Source organism: Mammaliicoccus lentus, assembly GCF_002902755.1.
Taxonomy (GTDB): domain Bacteria; phylum Bacillota; class Bacilli; order Staphylococcales; family Staphylococcaceae; genus Mammaliicoccus; species Mammaliicoccus lentus.
On the sequence record NZ_PPRS01000010.1, the window covers coordinates 1 to 21,040 of the forward strand.

The 21,040-nt window shown below is 31.4% G+C and carries 22 protein-coding genes, 2 tRNA genes and 1 pseudogene; 3 read left to right on the top strand and 22 right to left on the bottom strand.

What is annotated here, in order from left to right:
- Positions 1 to 108: 108 nt before the first annotated feature.
- The 19 genes and pseudogenes from CD135_RS04910 to CD135_RS05000 all read right to left on the bottom strand — a co-directional run bounded on the left by CD135_RS04910 (position 109) and on the right by CD135_RS05000 (position 15,592).
- A tRNA-Gly gene (locus CD135_RS04910) sits at positions 109 to 182 on the bottom strand.
- 22 nt (positions 183 to 204) lie between these two features.
- Positions 205 to 290 (bottom strand) — tRNA-Leu (locus CD135_RS04915).
- Between the two features lie 259 nt (positions 291 to 549).
- Positions 550 to 1,005, bottom strand: a complete 456-nt coding sequence (locus CD135_RS04920; RefSeq protein ID WP_103268918.1) for a SprT family protein — start codon at positions 1,003 to 1,005, stop codon at positions 550 to 552.
- Positions 995 to 3,148, bottom strand: coding sequence for a Tex family protein (locus tag CD135_RS04925; protein ID WP_103268919.1), 2,154 nt, complete (start codon positions 3,146 to 3,148; stop codon positions 995 to 997). The genes CD135_RS04920 and CD135_RS04925 overlap by 11 nt, the downstream gene beginning before the upstream one ends.
- Positions 3,149 to 3,281: 133 nt before the next feature.
- Positions 3,282 to 4,052, bottom strand: coding sequence for an RNA polymerase sigma factor SigB (sigB, locus tag CD135_RS04930; protein ID WP_103268920.1), 771 nt, complete (start codon positions 4,050 to 4,052; stop codon positions 3,282 to 3,284).
- On the bottom strand, positions 4,027 to 4,503 hold the full coding sequence (rsbW, locus tag CD135_RS04935; protein ID WP_016999689.1) for an anti-sigma B factor RsbW: 477 nt from the start codon (positions 4,501 to 4,503) through the stop codon (positions 4,027 to 4,029). The genes sigB and rsbW overlap by 26 nt, the downstream gene beginning before the upstream one ends.
- Position 4,504: 1 nt before the next feature.
- Positions 4,505 to 4,831, bottom strand: coding sequence for an anti-sigma factor antagonist (locus CD135_RS04940; RefSeq protein ID WP_016999690.1), 327 nt, complete (start codon positions 4,829 to 4,831; stop codon positions 4,505 to 4,507).
- A 72-nt stretch (positions 4,832 to 4,903) separates the two neighbouring features.
- Positions 4,904 to 5,909: pseudogene (locus tag CD135_RS04945) on the bottom strand (SpoIIE family protein phosphatase).
- Positions 5,910 to 6,012: 103 nt separating this feature from the next.
- On the bottom strand, positions 6,013 to 6,384 hold the full coding sequence (locus tag CD135_RS04950) for a type II toxin-antitoxin system PemK/MazF family toxin (RefSeq protein WP_016999692.1): 372 nt from the start codon (positions 6,382 to 6,384) through the stop codon (positions 6,013 to 6,015).
- Positions 6,385 to 6,552: a type II toxin-antitoxin system antitoxin MazE gene (gene mazE / locus CD135_RS04955; RefSeq protein WP_016999693.1), complete on the bottom strand. Its 168-nt coding sequence runs from the start codon at positions 6,550 to 6,552 to the stop codon at positions 6,385 to 6,387.
- An 86-nt stretch (positions 6,553 to 6,638) separates the two neighbouring features.
- Positions 6,639 to 7,787, bottom strand: a complete 1,149-nt coding sequence (alr, locus tag CD135_RS04960; RefSeq protein ID WP_103268921.1) for an alanine racemase — start codon at positions 7,785 to 7,787, stop codon at positions 6,639 to 6,641.
- 47 nt (positions 7,788 to 7,834) lie between these two features.
- Positions 7,835 to 8,203: a holo-ACP synthase gene (gene acpS, locus CD135_RS04965; protein WP_064204140.1), complete on the bottom strand. Its 369-nt coding sequence runs from the start codon at positions 8,201 to 8,203 to the stop codon at positions 7,835 to 7,837.
- Positions 8,200 to 8,700, bottom strand: a complete 501-nt coding sequence (locus tag CD135_RS04970) for a PH domain-containing protein (protein WP_064204141.1) — start codon at positions 8,698 to 8,700, stop codon at positions 8,200 to 8,202. Before CD135_RS04970 ends, acpS begins: the two co-directional genes overlap by 4 nt.
- A complete protein-coding gene (locus CD135_RS04975) occupies positions 8,690 to 10,222 on the bottom strand; it encodes a PH domain-containing protein (protein ID WP_103268922.1) in 1,533 nt (510 codons plus the stop codon). Before CD135_RS04975 ends, CD135_RS04970 begins: the two co-directional genes overlap by 11 nt.
- Positions 10,212 to 10,691 (bottom strand): PH domain-containing protein, encoded by a 480-nt coding sequence (locus CD135_RS04980; RefSeq protein ID WP_016999698.1) that lies wholly within the window; start codon positions 10,689 to 10,691, stop codon positions 10,212 to 10,214. The genes CD135_RS04975 and CD135_RS04980 overlap by 11 nt, the downstream gene beginning before the upstream one ends.
- A gap of 86 nt (positions 10,692 to 10,777) precedes the next feature.
- Positions 10,778 to 12,307, bottom strand: a complete 1,530-nt coding sequence (gene cshA / locus CD135_RS04985; RefSeq protein WP_064210827.1) for a degradosome RNA helicase CshA — start codon at positions 12,305 to 12,307, stop codon at positions 10,778 to 10,780.
- 164 nt (positions 12,308 to 12,471) lie between these two features.
- Entirely contained in the window at positions 12,472 to 13,161 is a 690-nt protein-coding gene (locus CD135_RS04990; RefSeq protein ID WP_064204144.1) for an alpha/beta hydrolase, read from the bottom strand.
- Positions 13,158 to 14,507 carry a UDP-N-acetylmuramoyl-tripeptide--D-alanyl-D-alanine ligase gene (locus tag CD135_RS04995; RefSeq protein ID WP_103268923.1) on the bottom strand — a complete coding sequence of 450 codons (1,350 nt, stop codon included), beginning with the start codon at positions 14,505 to 14,507 and terminating at the stop codon, positions 13,158 to 13,160. Before CD135_RS04995 ends, CD135_RS04990 begins: the two co-directional genes overlap by 4 nt.
- A gap of 11 nt (positions 14,508 to 14,518) precedes the next feature.
- Positions 14,519 to 15,592 carry a D-alanine--D-alanine ligase gene (locus CD135_RS05000; protein WP_064204146.1) on the bottom strand — a complete coding sequence of 358 codons (1,074 nt, stop codon included), beginning with the start codon at positions 15,590 to 15,592 and terminating at the stop codon, positions 14,519 to 14,521.
- 180 nt (positions 15,593 to 15,772) lie between these two features.
- On the opposite strand from CD135_RS05000, the gene CD135_RS05005 reads away from it, so the two are divergent.
- Positions 15,773 to 16,966 (top strand): FtsW/RodA/SpoVE family cell cycle protein, encoded by a 1,194-nt coding sequence (locus tag CD135_RS05005; RefSeq protein WP_103268924.1) that lies wholly within the window; start codon positions 15,773 to 15,775, stop codon positions 16,964 to 16,966.
- 105 nt (positions 16,967 to 17,071) lie between these two features.
- Here the strand turns inward: CD135_RS05005 and CD135_RS13170 are convergent, their stop codons facing one another.
- Both CD135_RS13170 and CD135_RS05010 read right to left on the bottom strand, forming a co-directional pair.
- Positions 17,072 to 17,206 carry an Lmo0850 family protein gene (locus tag CD135_RS13170; protein ID WP_016999704.1) on the bottom strand — a complete coding sequence of 45 codons (135 nt, stop codon included), beginning with the start codon at positions 17,204 to 17,206 and terminating at the stop codon, positions 17,072 to 17,074.
- A 140-nt stretch (positions 17,207 to 17,346) separates the two neighbouring features.
- Positions 17,347 to 17,550 (bottom strand): copper ion binding protein, encoded by a 204-nt coding sequence (locus CD135_RS05010; RefSeq protein WP_016999705.1) that lies wholly within the window; start codon positions 17,548 to 17,550, stop codon positions 17,347 to 17,349.
- A 164-nt stretch (positions 17,551 to 17,714) separates the two neighbouring features.
- On the opposite strand from CD135_RS05010, the gene cls reads away from it, so the two are divergent.
- Together cls and CD135_RS05020 are read left to right on the top strand one after the other, a co-directional pair.
- A complete protein-coding gene (gene cls / locus CD135_RS05015) occupies positions 17,715 to 19,196 on the top strand; it encodes a cardiolipin synthase (protein ID WP_103268925.1) in 1,482 nt (493 codons plus the stop codon).
- Positions 19,197 to 19,328: 132 nt separating this feature from the next.
- Complete coding sequence (locus CD135_RS05020; protein WP_103268926.1) at positions 19,329 to 19,985, top strand: HD domain-containing protein; 657 nt, start codon at positions 19,329 to 19,331, stop codon at positions 19,983 to 19,985.
- Between the two features lie 117 nt (positions 19,986 to 20,102).
- On the opposite strand, the gene yidC is transcribed toward CD135_RS05020, so the two are convergent.
- The gene (yidC, locus tag CD135_RS05025) at positions 20,103 to 20,972 is read right to left on the bottom strand and encodes a membrane protein insertase YidC (protein WP_016999708.1); all 870 of its coding nucleotides are present in this window, start codon (positions 20,970 to 20,972) and stop codon (positions 20,103 to 20,105) included.
- Positions 20,973 to 21,040 lie beyond the last annotated feature (68 nt).

A 21,040-nucleotide genomic window follows, 5' to 3' on the forward strand; every position in this document is an offset into this window, starting at 1 on the left:
TTGATTGGTTAAGCCAATCACTCTTTGAAGTACTTTCAGTACTCAAATTATTGGAATTAACGTTGACATATTGTCATTCAGTTTTCAATGTTCATTTTAAAAATTTTATGGAGCGGGTGATCGGAATCGAACCGACATCATCAGCTTGGAAGGCTGAGGTTTTACCACTAAACTACACCCGCTTATTCGATTTAAATTGATGAATGGTGCGGCCGAGAGGAGTTGAACCTCCACGGGATTTCTCCCACTAGGCCCTCAACCTAGCGCGTCTGCCATTCCGCCACGACCGCGCATGGTTTGCAGCTCTTTCAATCAATTTCTTATTTAAGTGACTGTCATTAATTATATTACTTAATGTTTACAAAGTCAACAATTTAGTTTAACTTTTTAATGTAATTTTACTTTCTTGAAATTGCCTTAACGTTTTGGTTCGTTTTGTTTAAGCAACGTTTATTATCATACGACGGATTTCTAATTTCGTCAACAACTTTTGTACGTTTTTTTATAAAAAAAGTACTACACTTCAAATTTCTAGTGTAGTACTTTCCTTTAGTTTATTTTTGATACTATTTTTAACTTTCCACCACATTGTCCACATCTATATTTCTGTGTATTTACCTTTTTGATTCTTTTAAATTTCAATTTACATTTAGTACATGTATATACATAATTAGCTCGTTCATCATAACTTTTAATAGGTTTACAAAATCTCGGTGCATCTACTAATTGTATTAACTGCTTAAAATCTTTATCTCTATGTTGATATCCTTTACCTTCTATATGTAGATGATAGTGGCAAAGTTCATGTTTAATAATATCAATTAGTGCTTTTTCACCGAAATGATTAAGTTGTTCTGGATTAATTTCTATATTATGTGAATTAAGTAGATATCGCCCACCCGTTGTTCTTAAACGTTTATTAAATATTGCTTGATGTTTAAAGGGCTTTTGAAAATACTCCAACGAAATTTGTGAAACAAGTTCTTGTAGTTCATTATTTTCCATTAGGATCTATCATTGTTAGTGATACTTTTTGTTTTTCTAGATTAACATCTAACACCCATACATCTACAATATCTCCAACACTAACAATATTCATTGGATGTTTTACAAAACCTTTAGATAATTTAGATATATGAACTAAACCATCTTGTTTAACTCCTACATCTACGAATGCACCGAAATCTACTACATTTCTTACAGTACCACTTAATGCCATATTTGGTTTTAAATCTTCCATGGATAAAACATCTGATTTCAGAATTGGTGTTTCAAACTGATTACGTGGGTCCCTAAGAGGTGCAATTAGTGAAGAAATGATATCTTCTAATGTAGGCACACCTATATTTAGTTTCTCACTCGTTTCATTTAATTCTATTTTATTTAATTTTTCTTTTAAGTTATCTGTTCCTATATCTTCTTTAGATAACCCTACATATTTAATTAATTCATAAGCTGCTTCATAACTTTCTGGATGTATAGCAGTTTTGTCTAAAGGTTCTGTACCTTCTAAAATTCTTAAGAAACCGATACTTTGTTCAAATGTCTTATTACCTAATCTAGGTACTTTTGCAATTTCAGAATGATGTTTTATAGCGCCTTGCTCTTCTCTAAACTTGATAATATTATGCGCTACAGTATTGCTCAAACCAGATACATAACTTAATAATGATGGTGAAGCCGTGTTTACATCAACACCAACTTGGTTTACAGCAGTTTCTACAACGAATTTTAAAGTTTCTGATAAACTCTTTTGATTAACGTCATGCTGATATTGTCCTACACCTATTGATTTAGGATCAATCTTCACTAATTCACTCAATGGATCTTGTACACGTCTACCTATTGACACTGCACTTCTTTCCTCAACTTTAAAGTCTGGGAATTCTTCACGTGCAACTTCCGAAGCTGAATATACTGATGCTCCCGCTTCGTTAACAATTATAAACTGACAAGATAAGTTATGTTTTTTAATCATTTCTGCCACAAATTGTTCCGACTCTCTACTTGCAGTACCATTACCTATAGCAACCAGTTCAATCTGATGCTTATTAACCATATCTAAAAATACTTTTTCCGATTGTTCTATTTTAGATACTGGTGGATGAGGATAAATTACATTCTTATCTACAAATGAACCGTACTCATTTATTACTGCTAATTTACAACCAGTTCTATAGGCTGGATCTAGTCCTAATATCTTTTTACCTTTCAATGGAGGTTGTAATAATAAGTTTTTCAAATTCTCAGAGAAAATTTCAATAGCATGATTTTCAGCTTTTTGAGTTAATTCAGTTCTTATTTCTCTTTCTATAGATGGTAATATTAAACGTTTTAAACCATCTTGTATTGCTTCTTTTATAACTTCAAAATGTTTATGCTTTTCACCAATATATTGTTTTATCAAATATGACTCTAACTTTTCTTGGTCTATATCAAAACTTACTTTTAGTACACCTTCTGTTTCGCCACGATTAATTGCCAACACTCTATGAGGTACGATTTTTTTTATAGGCTCTTCATATTCGTAATACATTTCAAATATATTTTTTTCATCTTCTGCTTTTTTCTTTTTCTCAGTTACCAGTTTACCTTGAGTTTCAATTTGATTTAATATGTATTTTCGGTATTTTGGTTCATCAGAGACAATTTCGGCGATTATATCTTGTGCACCTTTAATAGCATCTTTTTCTGATTTAACTTCTTCAGTAATATATTGAGCCGCTTCATCTTCAAGTGTATGTGTATCTTCGCCTTTAATAATCCATGTTGCTAAAGGCTCAAGCCCTTTTCTTTTTGCTTCTGTTGCTCTCGTTTTTTTCTTTTTCTTAAATGGACGATACAAGTCTTCTATTCTTTGAAGTTTTGTTTGTTTTAAAATATCATTTTTTAAATCTTCAGTAAGCAACCCTTGTTCATCGATAAGTCGTATAACTTCTTCTTTTCGTTTCTGTAAATTAACAGCATAATTATATTCAGTTTCTATAAGTTTGATTTCAACTTCATCTAATCCACCTGTTAGTTCTTTTCTGTATCTCGCAATAAAAGGAACTGTATTCTTATCTTCTAGCAATTCTAGAACTGTTTTAATTTGTTTTTCTGAAAACGGATGGTTATTTTTTATAATGTTAATCAATTCTTGATTCATAGTTGCCTCCTAAAAATGTTTATAATTTATTTTAACATAAATCACGAAGTTGAAATTATTGCTAACTTATTATTAATATAAAAAAGTCCGAGACATAAATAAATGTCCCAGACTCTCTATCGTTATAGTTTATTTACTTCATGGCTGCTTCTTGCAACTTTTTAATTGCCGTTCTTTGTAATCTAGAAACATGCATCTGGCTAAGTCCAATTTTTTCTCCAGTTTCTTTCTGACTCAAGCCTGTTATAAACGTGTATTGAATGATTTCCCGTTCACGCTCTGTTAATATTGGTAGAATTTTTTCAAGTATCATTCTTTTTTCAGTTAAATCGTAACCTTCTTCTGAATCTCCCATTATATCTAACAGCGTAACAGTCGATCCATCTTTATCTGCTTCAATAGTGTGGTCGACACTCAATGCATTATAACTTTGTCCCATTTCCATAGCTTCTAATACATCTTCTTCTGTTACTTCTAACCTATTTGCAATTTCAATAATTTTAGGCGAACGACCTAATTCATTCGTTAACTCTTCATTAGCTCTTTTAATCTTTGGGCCAATTTCTTTAATTCTTCTAGGAACGTGTACACTCCATGTTTTGTCTCTAAGATATCTTTTAATTTCACCAATTACTGTCGGCACTAAAAAAGCTTCGAATTTACGCTCGAACGATGTATCAAATCTTTTAATTGCGCCTAACAACCCGACCATACCTACTTGAACGAGATCTTCATGGTGTGCTTGACCTTTAGAATATCTATAAGCTAATGATTCGATTAACTTTTGATAATGTAATACAAGTTTTTCTTGAGCATCATTATTATTATTTTCCTGATAGTCTGCAATCCATGCATTTATTTCATTTGGTGAAACTTCTTTATAAGCTTTGGACTCTTCCGTCATGTGTTTGCACCTGCTCTTTAGATAAATACTTTATCATACTTATTGTAACACCAGCGTCTTTTTGAACACTCACTTCATCCATTAATGATTCAATAAGAAACAAACCTAATCCGCCTTGTCTCATGAAATTAACATTATCACTTTCTTGATATGGACCTAACACTTTTTTGGCTTCTTCATAGTTAAAGCTTTTACCTGAATCAGAAACGATAATTTCAATTTTATCTGTATATACAAGATAACCGATAAGTATTTCTCCATCAACTTTATCACTATAAGCATGTTTCACTGCGTTTGTGACCGCTTCTGATACTGCAATTTTTGAGTCTTCTATATCTTCATATGAAGCACCAGCACGATTGAAGACACCAGATAATGTTAATCTTACTAGTCCTACGTATTCCGCTGCTGCAGGAAATCTCATCTCTATATAATCATAGTTAGATGTCATTTTATTTTACCTCCGTTCCCTTGTTGACATGCATGAGTTCTTTAAGACCCGTAATTTCAAATAATCTTTCAATTCTTTCTGATACGCCGAGTACATATAAAGATTTCCCATGCTCGTTTAATGATTTTAATGTGCCAACAAATAAACCTAAACCGGTAGAATCTAAATAACTCACATCTTGCAAGTTTACATGTATATCATGAGTTCCTTTTTGTCTAATTGGTTGTAAAACTTCTTGTAGTTCTGGCGCAGTGTATACATCTAATTCACCGCCAACCTTTATTTCGTAATAATTTTCATGTTCTGTTGTTTCAATGTTAAGATTCATTCTTCCTTACACCCCTACTTATATTAGACTTTCATCATTAATATCTACCCTATATATTTAATATTAATCTTATTATTTTACACGTTTTACAATTAATATCGTTAAGTCATCTCGTTTGTTAGGATTTTGAAGCTTCACAAGCTCTTCATATAGTATTTGTACGATATCTTGTGGATGTAACTGTTTATGTTCTTTTATCATATTAAGTAAATCTTTAGTTTTGATGAATTCATTTTGCTGATCTCTTAATTCAGTAACGCCATCTGTAAATACTATAATCATATCTTGCAATTCAATTTTAATTTCGCTTTGTTTATACCTTGTATGTTTATTTACACCAAGTACAATTCCTCTTTCGGTCATTTCCTCAAACTCTCCAGTTTGATCTCTGTATATATAACCAGGTTCATGACCAGCAGAGCTATAATAAAGCATATTATTAATTTCCTCATAAAGTCCATAAAACATCGTGACAAACATATTTTGGTTAACGTTTTTTTTCGACTACTCGGTTTAAACGTTTTAAACCATCACTTGGTAATTGAGAATGGCCGTATGAGTCCATTCCAAATTTAATCATACTCATCGCAAGTGCTGCAGGAATACCTTTCCCTATAACATCTGCCACTGCAAAGCTCATTGTGCCATCATTATGGTCAATCAAATTGAAGTAATCTCCACTTACTCTTTGTGCTGGCACAGAAATTGCCCCAATTTGAATGCTATCAAACTGAGGGATTTGGGGTTTCAGCATCGTTTGTTGTAGACTTGACGCCACATCCATTTCCTTATCATGAATTTTAATCTTGTTTAACAATTTCTTATAGTCTCTATATGTGAAACCATAGCCAATGATTACTTCTATTAATACGTCAAAAGAACTTACAATCTGTTGTTTTGTTAAATCATTTTGATTGCGAATGATTTCTAAATGCAATTGCACGATTTCTTCTGGCGAAACATTATCTTCAATTGCTTCATTAGAATAAGTTTGGCAATTTGATAGAATATCATCATTTGAAGTATTTACGTATTCTAACAATAATTGTTGATAATATTGCTTCTTCTGCTCTGACACAAAGTCACCTCGTTTCTAAAAGACTAAAAAAGCTTTAGGCTAATCCTAAAGCGATTGTTGCTTTAAAAGATGTATAATTCTTCTAAAACATATATTCAATATCCTATGTATTACCTAATGTATCAAATTTATATTGCAAAGTGAGATTGAGGCTAATTGCAATTGCAGAATCAACCTCTTTCATCTTTGCATCAGATAAATATGTTAATTTTTCTTTCAACCGTTTCTTATCGATTGTTCTAATTTGTTCTAGCAAAATAACTGAATCTCTATCTAGTTTATATTTCGCTGCTTCAATTTCTACATGTGTAGGTATTTTAGCTTTATTAATCTTCCCAGTAATCGCTGCTACAATAACAGTCGGACTATATCTATTACCTGTGTCATTTTGTATAATAACGACTGGTCTTGTTCCCCCTTGTTCAGAACCAGTTACTGGAGAAAGATCTGCGAGATATACATCTCCTCTTCTCATTTATTCACCTTGTTGAGAAGTTAAGTGTGACTCATTAGAATCACAAGCTTCACATTCACTATAATATGCTTCAGACGCAAGGGAGAGATTTAAATCAGCCATATAACGGTATCCTTCTTTCAGTGTTTGTTCTAAACTTTGATTGCGATTTTGTGTTAACGATGTCATAACAAATACCTCCAGATTAATTAAGCGTTAAAATTATGAAAATTAAGTTATTAATATCATAACAAATGTATTTAGTTTTGACTATATCATTTTAGTAATTCATTTGTAATTTCACTATTTTCACCTGCGTAATATATACGTGGTAATCGTTTTTTCAGATTACAAAGCACCTCATAATTTATTGTATCTAAAGCGTTTGCAATTTTTTCAGCTGACTGTTCCGAATCAATATCGTTATCCATGAGAATAACCTTATCTCCAACTTCTACATCATCAGGTACTTTAATCATTGTTTGATCCATGCAAACTCTACCTATTACAGGGCACTGAGAACCATTGACATTAACATACGTATTTTGCATTTTTCTTAAATAACCGTCTGCATAACCAATAGGCAAAGTTGCTACTTTCGTTTTTTCTGAGGTCGTGTACGTTGCTCCATAACTAACAGTATCGCCTGCTTCGAGATATTTAGTTTGAACAACTTCTGTTACAAGTTGTGCTGCTGGCTTTAATTTCAAGTTTGAAATTTCTTGTATATATTGTGATGGATAATATCCATATAGTGAAATACCAAACCTTACAGCAGTACAAATAGAAGCGTCATATCTTAAAGCACCAGCAGAATTTTGAGCATGAACATACTCTGGAGTATGTGAAGATTCTACAAATTTCTCGAATAAATTATATTGTTGTTCAGAAAAGTCATTTGGTTCATCAGCAGATGCAAAATGGGTATAAACACCTTCAAAAATTAAACGTTCATTCGTTTCAATCGTATTAATGACATGTTGGTATGATTCGATACTTCTCAGTCCGATTCTACCCATTCCTGTATCTATTTTAACATGCATCCAAAGTGGCTTATCTGTTTCATCATTTAAATATTCAATTGCACTTGATAACCATTCTTCTGATGGCACCGTTACTGCTACTCTATGTTGAACTGCTTTATTAATATCTTGAGTGCTGATTACACCTAATACTAGAATCTTAGCTTTAATACCATGCATTCTCAGTTCTATTGCTTCGTCTAAAGTAGCAACAGCAAAAAAGTCTACCCCTTCATTCATAAGATATGTTGCTATTGGCACACTTCCTAATCCATATCCATTAGCTTTAACTACCGCCATAATCTTTTTATTTGGGTGTAAACGGCCTACTGCTTGATAATTTTCTAGAATCGCTGGTAGATCAACGTTGATATAAGTTGGCCTATAATATTTTTCGGACAACAGCAAAGCACCTCCTTGTATAATATTTGTATTTTATCATATCGCTGTTATTCTTGCTTACTATTATCCACTTCTACTACAACAAATGCTTCCGCGTACGATTGAGTATGTGCAATGGAAACATGCGTTATAAATCCCTCACATTTAATATTCGGTTTCCCTTTTGAATCAGGTAAACAATTAACAGAATGAAATCCATAATCTTTTCCTATACCTGTTCCCATTGCTTTAGTAAAAGCTTCCTTTACAGCAAATCTACCTGCCAAAAATTCTACTTTCCTATCTTCTAAAGAAATGTTATTAAAAATTTCTATTTCATCATCTGTGAGTATTTTTTGTGCCATTGATGGTCGTTTATTATACCAATCACGAATGCGGTCAATCTCAATTAAATCAATCCCTACTCCGTGAATCATACGTTTTCACCTTCATTTTCATATTCATCTTTATTATCATCAATTCTATTTTGTATAGAACGTTTAATTTCGTTTGCTATATCAACTTTTAAATATTTTAATCCGCTATTTCCACCTGCAGTAGATAATGAAATACTAGCTAAGTTAAATTTTCTCATGAAAAAACCTTCATACAAGTCAACATTCTGAATTCTACCCATCGGTATTGTCGATTCTTCAATCATAAAAATACCTGATTTAATATTTACTTCATCATTTGTTATGTCATAACGGAAATTGCGGTACATATAATATGGTTGAATGATTAAGCCATATATACCAATAATCAAACCTATTCCAATAGGAATTAATATAAACCATTTCGAAATATCTGTTAACCACAATTTAAGTACGACAAACATAGCGATTGTTATGATTAAAATTATTGCTAAAGTAATCAGAGTACCTATTCGTTCAACTGTTTTTCCTTTTGGATTCATTTTATGTTTAGGAAGCATCTTCACTTACCTCCTTTTCCTTATACCAATTATAAATATCGATAGCGTCTTTTTTATTAATAAATCTCAAGCCTTTAGACAACATTCCATTACCATATGCAAGATGAATATTAAAATGTGCTATATCTTTTCTTTTAATAATAGGATTTTCGCTTAACTCATACGTTAAAATTTTATCTCTATTTGCCCAAATTGTTTCATATTCAAATGGCGATGCATTTAAAATACTAATCGAATCATCAAATACTTTAAATCCGGATTTTGTAGTTTGAACAGTCGCATATAATAACATGATTAAAATAATTGCCGCTCCTATAATCCAAGTGTATGACCATAAGTATATTTGTATAGGTAATACAATAGCGATAATAAATAAGCTTGGAATAAAAATTCTTCTTCTAATTCCTTGTAATGGTAATCCTTGTTTTACTGGTTTAAATTGAAATTGTGGAATAATTTCTTCAAGTAACTTGTATGCTTTCTGTTTCTTTAAAAATGGTAATATCGTTACATGTGTAACATCTAACTCTTCAGCATTTTCAAAATTACCGTCTGTCGTTATAATTGCAGAAATTTTAGTATAACCAATCATTCTTCTAAAAAGTGTTTCTTCTTCTTTCAATGCTTGAATTCTTGTAATTGGTACTGTTCTTTTCTTAACTGTTAACAATCCGTATTTTACAGTTAAAAGTTCTCCGTCAAACGTTAGCTGATACCTAAAGTTCTTAACAAAGACAATTAATGAACCAATAATATAACTCAATATAACAAATATTACGCCTAAACTTACCATAATAACTGTTAAATTAACAAATTGGTTAATAAGCGGATCTATTAATGCTTCGACATCCATAACTTGTGCTAAAAAGCCATACAGTGACCCTAAAGCTGCGAACACTATTAAAATACCACCACTTGTAAAACTCATTTTCAATAATTCTTTTACTGATAATCTGTAGAAAACGACATCTTCTTTCTCATTTATCGTTTCTTGTTCATTTTCATTTCGTTCTTCTTTATGTTCATCATTTAAATCAGCATCATTATCACTAACTTTACTATTTGCATTTTTAATTTTATTTTTTCTTTCTTTTATGTAATTAGATAAATCATCGCTTTGTTTTTTAGTGACCGTATCTAGTTCTATACCATCACTTGCAGTTTTTACACTTAGATTAACACCACCTAATATTTGATGGACTATATTTTGAGATGTATCCATAGATTGTATACGTGCAATGTTTAGTTCTTTTCTATTTTTAGAAAAAACGCCCCATGTCATAATAAGTTGGTCATTTTCAATCCAATATCTTGTTTTGTATATTTTAATACTTTTAGTAATTGTGCCCAATACTGAAAAAATTAAGATAGCCCCTGGAAATATTAACTCGAAAATATTATCGAATCCACTTCTAATTACTAAAAAGATACCTATAATTAAAGGGAATAAATTGGATTTTATAGATTGTAATAGTCCACTGACATATGAGATTGGATGTAATTTTTGAGGATTAAACATCATCTGTCACCTCTTTTACTTTAGTAATGATTTTCTTCCTTGTTTCTTCGGCTAATTTTCGATTAACCATTGGTAGTCTGATTCTACTGCCCGCTGTTACGACTACAACGAAATATATATTAAATCTTCTAGAAATTGGTCCATGTTCAATTTCAATAAATTGAATTCTATTAATAGGCTGTACTGAACGCTTTTGATAGTATAACCCTTTTTGAATTTCAATTGAGTGTTCACTTATTTCAAATGAAGTTCGCTTCAATCGTATAATCGGATTTATAAAACCTAAAACAATTATGATTACCAATAAGGCTGTAACAGGATAAATTAGAAAATGCCACCAATCAAACCTTTGCCATAACCAAATAAAAACACTGTATAACAAAATTAAAAAAACAATTGAAATACAATGATCGATATAATCATATTTTATAGATTGCTTTGGCATTTTGTTATCTAAAACTTTTTTATACATACTATCTCCTTCTCCATTACAATTTAGGTGTATTATATCATAAAAAAAGACGCATAACCTTTGAGATTATGCGTCTTTTTTAATTATTATTTTGAATGCTCAGCGAATGTTCTACCTGAGAATTGTTTTTTTGAACGTGGTTTACTAGGTTTATTATTTTTACCTTTATTACGATCAAAATTATTGTTTTTATCATTGCTACGACGTTTGTTTTTGCCATCAAATCTAGTTCTAGATTTACCACGACTACCGCCACCACTGCGGTTGCCTTGTTTACCTTTGTAACCTGATTTTTTAGATAATGGTTTCTCAAATGTTAATTGTACGTCAGCCTCATCATTAGATTTAATTAATTCTTGTAATAAAGCTGCTACTAATTTTTGATTACCGTATTCACTGATTAATTCTTCAGCAATTTTTTCGATACGGCCTTCAATTGGGTTTTCTACCCATTTTTTAACTTTATCTTTAACATCTGATTCTTTTGCTTTCATTACTTCACCTGGTGTTGGTGGACGTAAAGCAGTCATTTGACGTTTGTTTGCTTTTTCAATTTGACGGATATAATCCATTTCAATTGGGTTAACAAATGTTACTGCAGCGCCTTTTTTACCTGCTCTACCTGTACGACCAATACGGTGAGTATAGCTTTCAGTATCTTGAGGAATATCAAAGTTATAAACATGACTTACGCCAGAAATATCTAATCCACGTGCCGCTACATCAGTAGCAACTAGAATATCAATTTGGTCATTTTTGAATTTTTTCAATACTTCTAAACGTTTAGCTTGTGTAATATCTCCGTGTAAACCTTCAGCACGATAACCTTTAGTGATTAAAGCACTTGTTAATTCATCTACACGTCTCTTTGTACGGCCAAATACAATTGCTAATTCTGGATTTTGTACGTCTAGTAAGTTTGTGAAAGTTTCGAACTTCTCAAGTTCTTTAACAATAGTATAATATTCATCAATTTGAGGATCAGAAAGTTCGTTTGACATCGTCTTAACGATTTTAGGGCTCTTCATGAATTTTTGTACTAATTCTTGAATTGCTTTAGGCATAGTAGCAGAGAATAGTAATGTTTGACGATTTTCACTTGGAAGTTTAGACATTATAAATCTCATATCATCTATAAAGCCCATGTTCATCATTTCATCTGCTTCATCTAATATTAAAGTGGTAATAGAATCTGTTTTTAACGTTTTTCTATTTAAGTGGTCAATAACACGTCCAGGAGTACCTACTACAATTTGAGGTCCTTTTTTCAATGATTTAATTTGTCTATCGATTGGCATACCACCAAATACAGTGATAACATTTACGTTTTGACCTTTACTAAAGGTACGTAATTGTTCTGCTACTTGCATTGCTAATTCACGCGTCGGTGCAAGTATTAATGCTTGTACGCCTTGTTTGTCGGCTACTTTATCTATTAATGGAATACCAAAAGCACCTGTTTTACCTGTACCAGTTTGTGCTTGACCTAACACATCTGTACCATTTAATGTATGTGGAATACTCTCCACTTGAATAGGTGTTGGTTCAGTAAATCCCATTCCGTCCAAAGCGTTTAAGGTAGCTTCGGAAATACCTAATTCTTTAAATTTTTGCAAAATAATTCTCCTTTTATATAGTTAATTCTCTCGTCTTTTTTATTCAACTTCTATATACTACCACCCTTTTTACAATAGCGCAATCTGATAAAACTGTAGTTTACATTTAATTTTCACTAATTAAAATGCAAAAAAACTGCGCTAAAAAAGGGTTTAGCCCAGTTTTAAAATATTTTTTTATTTTTAAATATAAATTTTTCAACTTCATAAAAAACAGTTTTATTAACTTTTGATATACAAATTTCATGTGGTCCTCTATCAACTTCTACCAATTTAGCATTTTTCATTCTTTTAACTAATTGACGAGATTTTTCAATTGGTACTAGTCCATCTATTGTACCATGTATAATTAAAGTTGGTGAAACTATTTGTTCTGGTATATATAAAGCTCTTTGTTGTAATTTCTTAAACGATAGAAAGGATTCAAAATTAATTCTAATTGTTCTTAGGAGAATCATTTCTAAAATTTTAACATCAGCGTATCTCATGTTATTAATAAATCTATATGGATTTTTAGCTAAATATTTAATATTAACATTCTCATAAGCTGGCGCTATCAAAACTAATTTGTCTGGAGGATGTATTTTAGCAAGTAACCCTGCAATGATTCCTCCCATAGAAAAGCCTACTATAACAATTTTATCTACTTTTTTACTTAGCAGCTCGTATGATTGTTTCGCTTTTTCGAACCACATATCTTCGTCTGTTCCTTTTAATAATAGAAGTGAACCATGTCCTGGATATTCTGGTGCTTCTAGCATAAAATCATAGCGTTCACTTAAATACTCAATCAATGGTAATAATTCGTATCTGCCACCTGTGTACCCATGTAAAAAAAGTATGCCTAATTTCATTTTAGTTCATCAATAATCGTTTCAAGTGACATTCCTCTCGAACCTTTAAATAAAGTGACAGAATCAGAATTTAAATGTTTGCTTAAATATGTTTTTATATCTTCTTTGTTTTCAAAATGACGAGCATCAGTTACAAAGCCTTGTGCCTTATTATAAATATGCGCCGCTTCTTGTCCATAAGTTAAAAGTCTTTGAATATCTTTACCTTCAAAATATAATCCCACTTGTTCATGCATATCTTTACTGATAGAACCTAATTCTAATACATCCGCTAAAACAATTGTTTTATCTTTTTGTTCTATATTATGAAGTGTATCAATTGCTGCTTTCATGCTCGTAGGACTAGCATTATAAGCATCGTTTATAAATAAACCATATTGAGATGTATCAATTTGTTGCATTCTCATGTCTGTAATCGTTAAATCTGCAAGTGCATTTTGTATAACATCATCAGTTACACCTAATTGCTTAGCGACTTGAATAGCATATGTTGCATTTTTCACGTTATGTGCACCTAATATATTTAAATGATAGACAATATGTTCATTATTCAAATTAAAGTTAATACCACTACTTGAAGTTTGGTTCGTATATATTTTAACTTTATTTTGATCATTGAGACCAACAGAAATTGATGACTTATCTAATTCTGCAACTAATGGTTGAAGTAACGGTTCATCACCATCGTAAATCAAGATGCCATTGTCATTTAAACCTTCAGCGATTTCGAATTTAGCTTTTGCTATTCCTTCTCTAGATCCTAAATCTTGCATATGTGATTCGCCAATATTTGTGATTATTGCAATATCTGGTTGTGCAATTTTCGTTAATTCTCTTATTTCTCCAAAGCCGCTCATACCCATTTCTAATATAGAAACTTCAGTGTCTTCATCTAAATCCAATATCGTAAGCGGGCAACCAATTTCATTATTATAATTACCTTGTGTTTTTTTTACTTTGAAGTTTTGACGAAGTACACTTTCTACCATATCTTTAGTTGTTGTCTTACCATTTGAACCAGTTATAGCAACAACTTTTGGATTCACATATTTTAAATACGCTTTAGCTAAATCTTGAAGAGCTTTTAAAGTATCTTCTACTTGAATAATCGGACCTTCAGGTGGATTTGGTATGTCTTTTTGCCAAAAGGCAGCACCTGCTCCATCAGCTAAAGCTTGTTTAACAAAACGATGTCCATCAACGTTTTCTCCTTTAAATGGAATGAACAATTGTCCTTTTGTTAAGCTTCTAGAGTCAATACAAGTACCGTCGACATATGTGTCTAAAAATTCATCTTGAATTTCGCAATCTATCCAATCTTTTATTTTACTTAATTTAAATTTCATACGCATAACCCTCAGTCAATTTTGTATTTAATTTCTTTTTTACTATTATATCTCTCAATAGCAAGTTCAATTAACTTTGTAATTAATTCAGTATAGCTAAGATTCATGTTTTCCCATAATAATGGATACATACTATACTGTGTGAAGCCTGGCATTGCATTTGTTTCATTTATATATATAGTGTTATCTTCTGTTAAGAAGAAGTCTGCTCTTGCTAAACCAGAACAATCAGTTGCTTTGAAAGCTTCTATTGCCATATTACGTAGAGTAGTTGCAGTTTCATCATCTATATCAGCAGGAATTTGAAGTTTTGCCTTCCCATCCTGATATTTAGATTTATAATCGTAGAATTGAACTTCTTTTACAACTTCACCAGGTAAAGTTGTTTCAGGATAATCATTTCCCAATACTGCAACTTCTATTTCTCTCGCGTCAACACCTTGCTCAATAACAAGTTTACGATCGAATTGAAAAGCTTCTTTAATGCCTTCAAGTAATTCTTCTTTATTTGTACACTTACTTATACCAACACTTGAACCTAAGTTAGCTGGTTTAACGAACACTGGGTATTCTAATTTGTTTTGTATAAGTTCAATAATATTATGTTCATACTTTTCATATTCACTTTTTAAAAAGCTGACATATGGTAACTGAGGTAATCCTCTATGTGCAAATAAATGTTTCATCACTAATTTATCCATACTACTAGACGCAGCTAGTACCCCGTTTCCAACATAAGGTATATCTAAGACTTCGAATAAACCTTGTATTGTACCGTCTTCACCATTAGGTCCATGTAATAATGGGAATACCGCATTATACGGTTCACCGTGATTACTTTGTTCTAATAGTCTTGAGATAGGTGTTAATTCTTCAGATTGAAGACGTAGCTTTTCAATATCTTCAATTTTATAATCGATGGACTCTGCTCCTTTTATCCAATCACCATCATTCGTTATGTAAATAATATCTACGTTATATTTATTTAAATCTACTGCATTTATCACATTTTGTGCTGTGAGAATAGATACATCATGTTCTGCGCTTTTCCCACCATAAATGATACATATATTTTCTTTAGACATTAAGACGCCCCCATGTAAATTAGTAGACTACATTTTATCATGTTTTTAATGATTGTTGCACCTTTCTACATCTTTAATTTAAAAATTAACTTCTTGAAAATGGCAAAATTGTACCATCTTATGTACAATCGAGTTATAATGGAAAATATGTAATTTAGCGTTAATTAAAGGAGTATATTAATGGAAACTTCTACTCGTACATTAAATAAGTCATTTATTCAAAGAATCGATTGGCGATTAATATTTATCGTCCTTCTTCTATTTGCAACAAGCTGTTTAATTATCAATTCAGCAATGTCTAGTGGACAATATGAAACAAACTTTTTGTTAAAACAAGTTTTGTATTATGCCATGGGCTTTATTTTGGCCATAATTTTAATATTTATATCGCCAAAAACAATACGTAAATATGTATGGATTGTTTACATCTTAGGTAACCTGTCTTTAGTTGGTTTAATAGTGTCACCTGAATCAAGTTTTACACCGATTATTAATGGCGCTAAAAGTTGGTACAGACTTGGACCAATAAGTGTTCAACCATCCGAGTTTATGAAAATTATATTAATATTGGTGTTAGCAAATGTTGTTTACCAACATAATAGGTTTACATATAATAAATCAATAACAAGAGATTTTAATTTATTATTCAAAATCTTCTTAACTTCTCTCGTTCCAATGGGATTAATCTTGTTCCAAAACGATTTAGGGACGACTTTAGTTTTAATAGCGATTATTTTAGGTGTTATTATCGTATCAGGCGTTACGTGGCGAATTTTGGCTCCAGTGTTTATAGCATTATTTGCTTTTGGATCTAGTGTTATTTTGCTAATGATTTATAAGCCAAGTATCATTGAAAAAGTTTCAGGCATTCAAACTTATCAATTTGGACGTATTAATTCTTGGTTAGATCCATACACATATAGTTCTGGAGACGGGTATCATTTAACAGAATCTTTAAAAGCAATCGGTTCCGGCCAAATATTCGGTAAAGGACTGAATAACGGCGAAGTATATATACCAGAAAACCATACCGATTTTATTTTCTCTATAATTGGTGAAGAGTTTGGTTTTATTGGAACAATAGCGGTGCTTATAATATTTTTAATGTTATTCTTCCATCTCATAAAACTGGCAACGACTACTTCGCACCCGTTCAATGCTATTTTCATCATTGGTTATTTAACATTTGTACTATTCCATGTTGTACAAAATATTGGTATGACGATACAGTTGTTACCTATTACAGGTATACCTTTACCGTTTATTAGTTACGGTGGATCTTCACTATGGTCGCTTATGGCCGGCATAGGTATTATCCTATCAATTTATTATCATGAAAAAGATAAATTTGCAGTTGTCAAAGAAGATAAATAAAAAAAGGATTTATTCATTAGATAAAAACCTAATGAATAAATCCTTTCTTATTTGAGATTGGAGATATTTATTCCAAACTCAATTTATACACAATCTACTGAACAATTATTTCAATTTATTTGTAGCTACGTTTGGTAAACTGCGCATAATCTCAATGCGAGACTTTGTTTCTGTTATGTTTACGCCTAATGATGATAAAAGTTTGACCACATTCTTTACCTTTGACTTAGGTTGTTTCATGGGTACCACCTCTTATTCAAATTAAATATCTTATTATCATTTTACATTATTATATAGTATTTGACTATACTTCAAATGGACTATTTTGTTATTTTTCTATATATTTTGTTAATTTATACTAAAATTTTAACATTTATATCTTAAATAACTTCATATCCTGCATCAAAAATTGCATTTTCAATATTATCTATGCTTGCTGGATCTTCAAATACAACACGCACTTGATTATCTTCAGGGCTTGCTACAACTTCTTTAACACCAATTAATTGCCCTACTGATTCTTCTACAGCTTGTTTACAATGAGCACAACTCATTCCTTCAACATCTATGATACGCTCTTTCATTATGAACATCTCCTAATCATATTTTTATTTATTTACATTGATTTATATATATACCTATTTTGTTTAATTATATGTATATATATGAAAATGGTCAAATACAACCTTTCCATTTTTATTTTAAATGTATTATACTAGTTTAAAGATACAGAAATGGAGGCATTGATATGAATTTTGCACCAAATTTTTCATTTGATTTTTCTCTTATTATATCAGTGCTATTGGTATTGGCATTTATATTAAACGTTGTATTTGGATTTGTTATCATATTCCTAGAACGTAGAGAAGCGAGCGCAATTTGGGCATGGTTGTTAGTATTATTATTCGTACCATTACTCGGTTTCTTTTTATACTTATTATTTGGTAGACAAATTCAGAATAAAAGCATCTTTAATTTAGATGAACAAGATAAAATAGGTTTAGAACATATTGTTAATGAACAACTTAAAGCAATTGATGAAAATAATTTCGAAGTAGATAAACCAGAAATAGCGAATTATAAACATTTAATTCATATGCTTTTATACAATAATTCAGCCTTTTTAACAACTGATAATAAAGTGGAAATTTTTACTGATGGCAATGATAAATTCGATGCATTAATCGAAGATATTAGAAATGCTAAACATTACATACATATTCAGTATTATATTTTTAGAAAAGACAATCTAGGTAAAAAAATATTAAACGAACTCGAGAAGAAATTACACGAAGGCTTAGAAGTCAAAATGTTATATGATGATATGGGCTCACGTAAACTTAACCTTTCATCATTCAAAAAGTTTAGAGAAATTGGCGGAGAAGTGGCAAGTTTCTTCCCTTCTAAATTACCTCTCATTAACTTTAGAATGAACAACCGTAATCATAGAAAAATCGTAGTGATTGATGGCGAAGTTGGTTATGTTGGTGGATTTAATGTTGGCGATGAATATTTAGGACTAGATAAAAAGTTCGGTTATTGGAGAGATACGCATTTACGATTAGAAGGCGACTCTGTTAATGCCTTACAACTTAGATTTATGATGGATTGGAACTCTCAATCAACACGTGACAAAATGCGTTATGAATCAAGATACTTCCCAGATGTTGAATCTGGAGGTAAAGTTGGTGTACAAATTGCTTCCAGTGGTCCCGACGAAGACTGGGAACAAATCAAATATGGTTATCTTAAAATGATTTCAGAAGCTAAAAAAAATATCTATATTCAAACACCATATTTTATACCTGATTCATCATTCTTGGACGCTGTGAAAATAGCTGCATTATCTGGTGTAGATGTGAACGTCATGGTACCTAATAAACCAGATCATCCTTTTGTTTATTGGGCTACTTACGCTAATGTTGGTGAATTAATAAAAGCCGGCGTTAATGTTCATATATATGAGAAAGGTTTCATTCATTCAAAAATGGTCGTTATAGACGACGAAATTGTAAGTATCGGTACGGCTAATATGGATAACAGAAGCTTCGTATTAAACTTTGAAGTCAATGCATTCATTTATGATGAGGAAATAGCTGAATCATCAAGATTAGCATATCAAAACGATATAAAACATTCTTCAACATTAACTATTGAAAAATATGATAGTAGAAGTACATGGATAAAACTTAAAGAAGGTTTAGCTCGATTGCTAACACCACTTCTTTAAACAATATGAGAGTGAGACAAAAATCTTATTTTGTGAAAAAGGTTTCGTAGTCCCACTTAGTCACCTTTACCAATATAATATACAGTCCGGGACAATTATTTATGTCCCGGATTTTTTTAAGGAGAAAATAATATGGATAAACAATGGATTATAAAAGATGCTGAACGTCATGTCCGTTCATTACACAAAGAGGATACAACAGGTCATGATTTTGAACACATTATGAGAGTGAGGCATATTGCATTAGATATAGCTCAACATGAACAAGTAAATACTTTCATAGTAGAACTAGCAAGTTTGCTCCATGATTCTGTAGATAGCAAATTATTTAAAGACGCCAATAAAGCTTGGGATAATTTATACGTATGGATGAACAAAGTACAACTTTCAACTGAAATACAAAAAGAAATCATTCATATTTTAAAATACATCAGCTATAAAGGCGGCAAAAATAAAGGTAAGCTTAATAGTTTAGCTGGTAAAGTTGTACAAGATGCGGACAGAATAGACGCTTTAGGTGCTATAGGTATTGCTCGAACATTTCAATTTGCAGGTCATTTTAATGAACCTATGCATATTACAGATTCAAAACCTAGAGATTTAAATACGATAACAGCAGATCAATATCATAATGAGCCTAATACTGCGATTAATCACTTTTATGAAAAGTTATTATTACTTAAAGACCAAATGAATACAGTTAGAGGAAAAGAAATCGCAGAAGATAGACATAAATTTATGCTAATGTTTTTAGAACAATTTTTCGAAGAATGGAATGTCGGAATATAGTGTCGTCGAATGTTGCACGTGGACCTTGTCTTGCAACTTAGACAACAAAAAAAGCGGAAATTCTTATTTAAAAGAATTTCCGCTTTTTCTATTTTACAGGATTGTTGTTACCCTGACTTATTTCTTTTTCTTTTTATTTGAAACGAGCTTAGCTGGTTTCTTATCATTGTTAGCTTCTTGTTGGTTTTTTTCGTGCGCTTCAATGATTGGTTTCATTTCTTCTTCAACTTTACTGTTATAGAAGACATTACCTAACCAAGTTTGAACAACTAGGAAAGCACCACCGACAGCCCAGTATAAACCTAATGCTGAAGCTGAAATGTATGACATCCAAATAATCATGATTGGAGAAATGAACATCATCATTCTCATCATATTCTTTTGTTCATCAGGTACATTAGCGTATTTCATAGAAACAAATGCTTGTAATGCATAGATGATACCTGCAATTATAGTAATGAAGATATCTGGTTGCGTTAAGTTGAACCATAGGAATTGTGGATATTCTGTAATTCCACCTTCAGTTGGGAACTTCAATACATAGAACAAGCCCATTACGATAGGCATTTGAATAACAATTGGTAAACAACCCATGTTCATTGGGTTAATACCGTGCTTTTTGTATAGTGCCATCATATCTTGATTGGCTTCCATTTTTTCTTCTTGAGTTCTAGCACGTTTAACTCTTTCCTGAATTTTTTCCATTTCAGGTTTAGCTAATTTCATTTTTTCACGCATTAATTTTTGATTTTTATACGTTTTCATCATGAATGGGAATAAGACTAAACGCACGATTAACGTAATAATTATAATTGCTAGTCCATAGTTGTGATCTAAGTTAGCGCCGAGCCAATGAATTAAATTGTCCATTGGTTTAACAAATGTATTATAAAAGAATCCATCTCTATTCTCAGGTTTAGAATAATCACACCCAGCTAGCACAACCATTACACCGAATAATAATGGCCATAAAGCTTTTTTCTTCATTTTTCCACCTCTATTGATATACTCACATAAAGGTTATTCTACCATAGTTTCTATTCAACATAAATCAA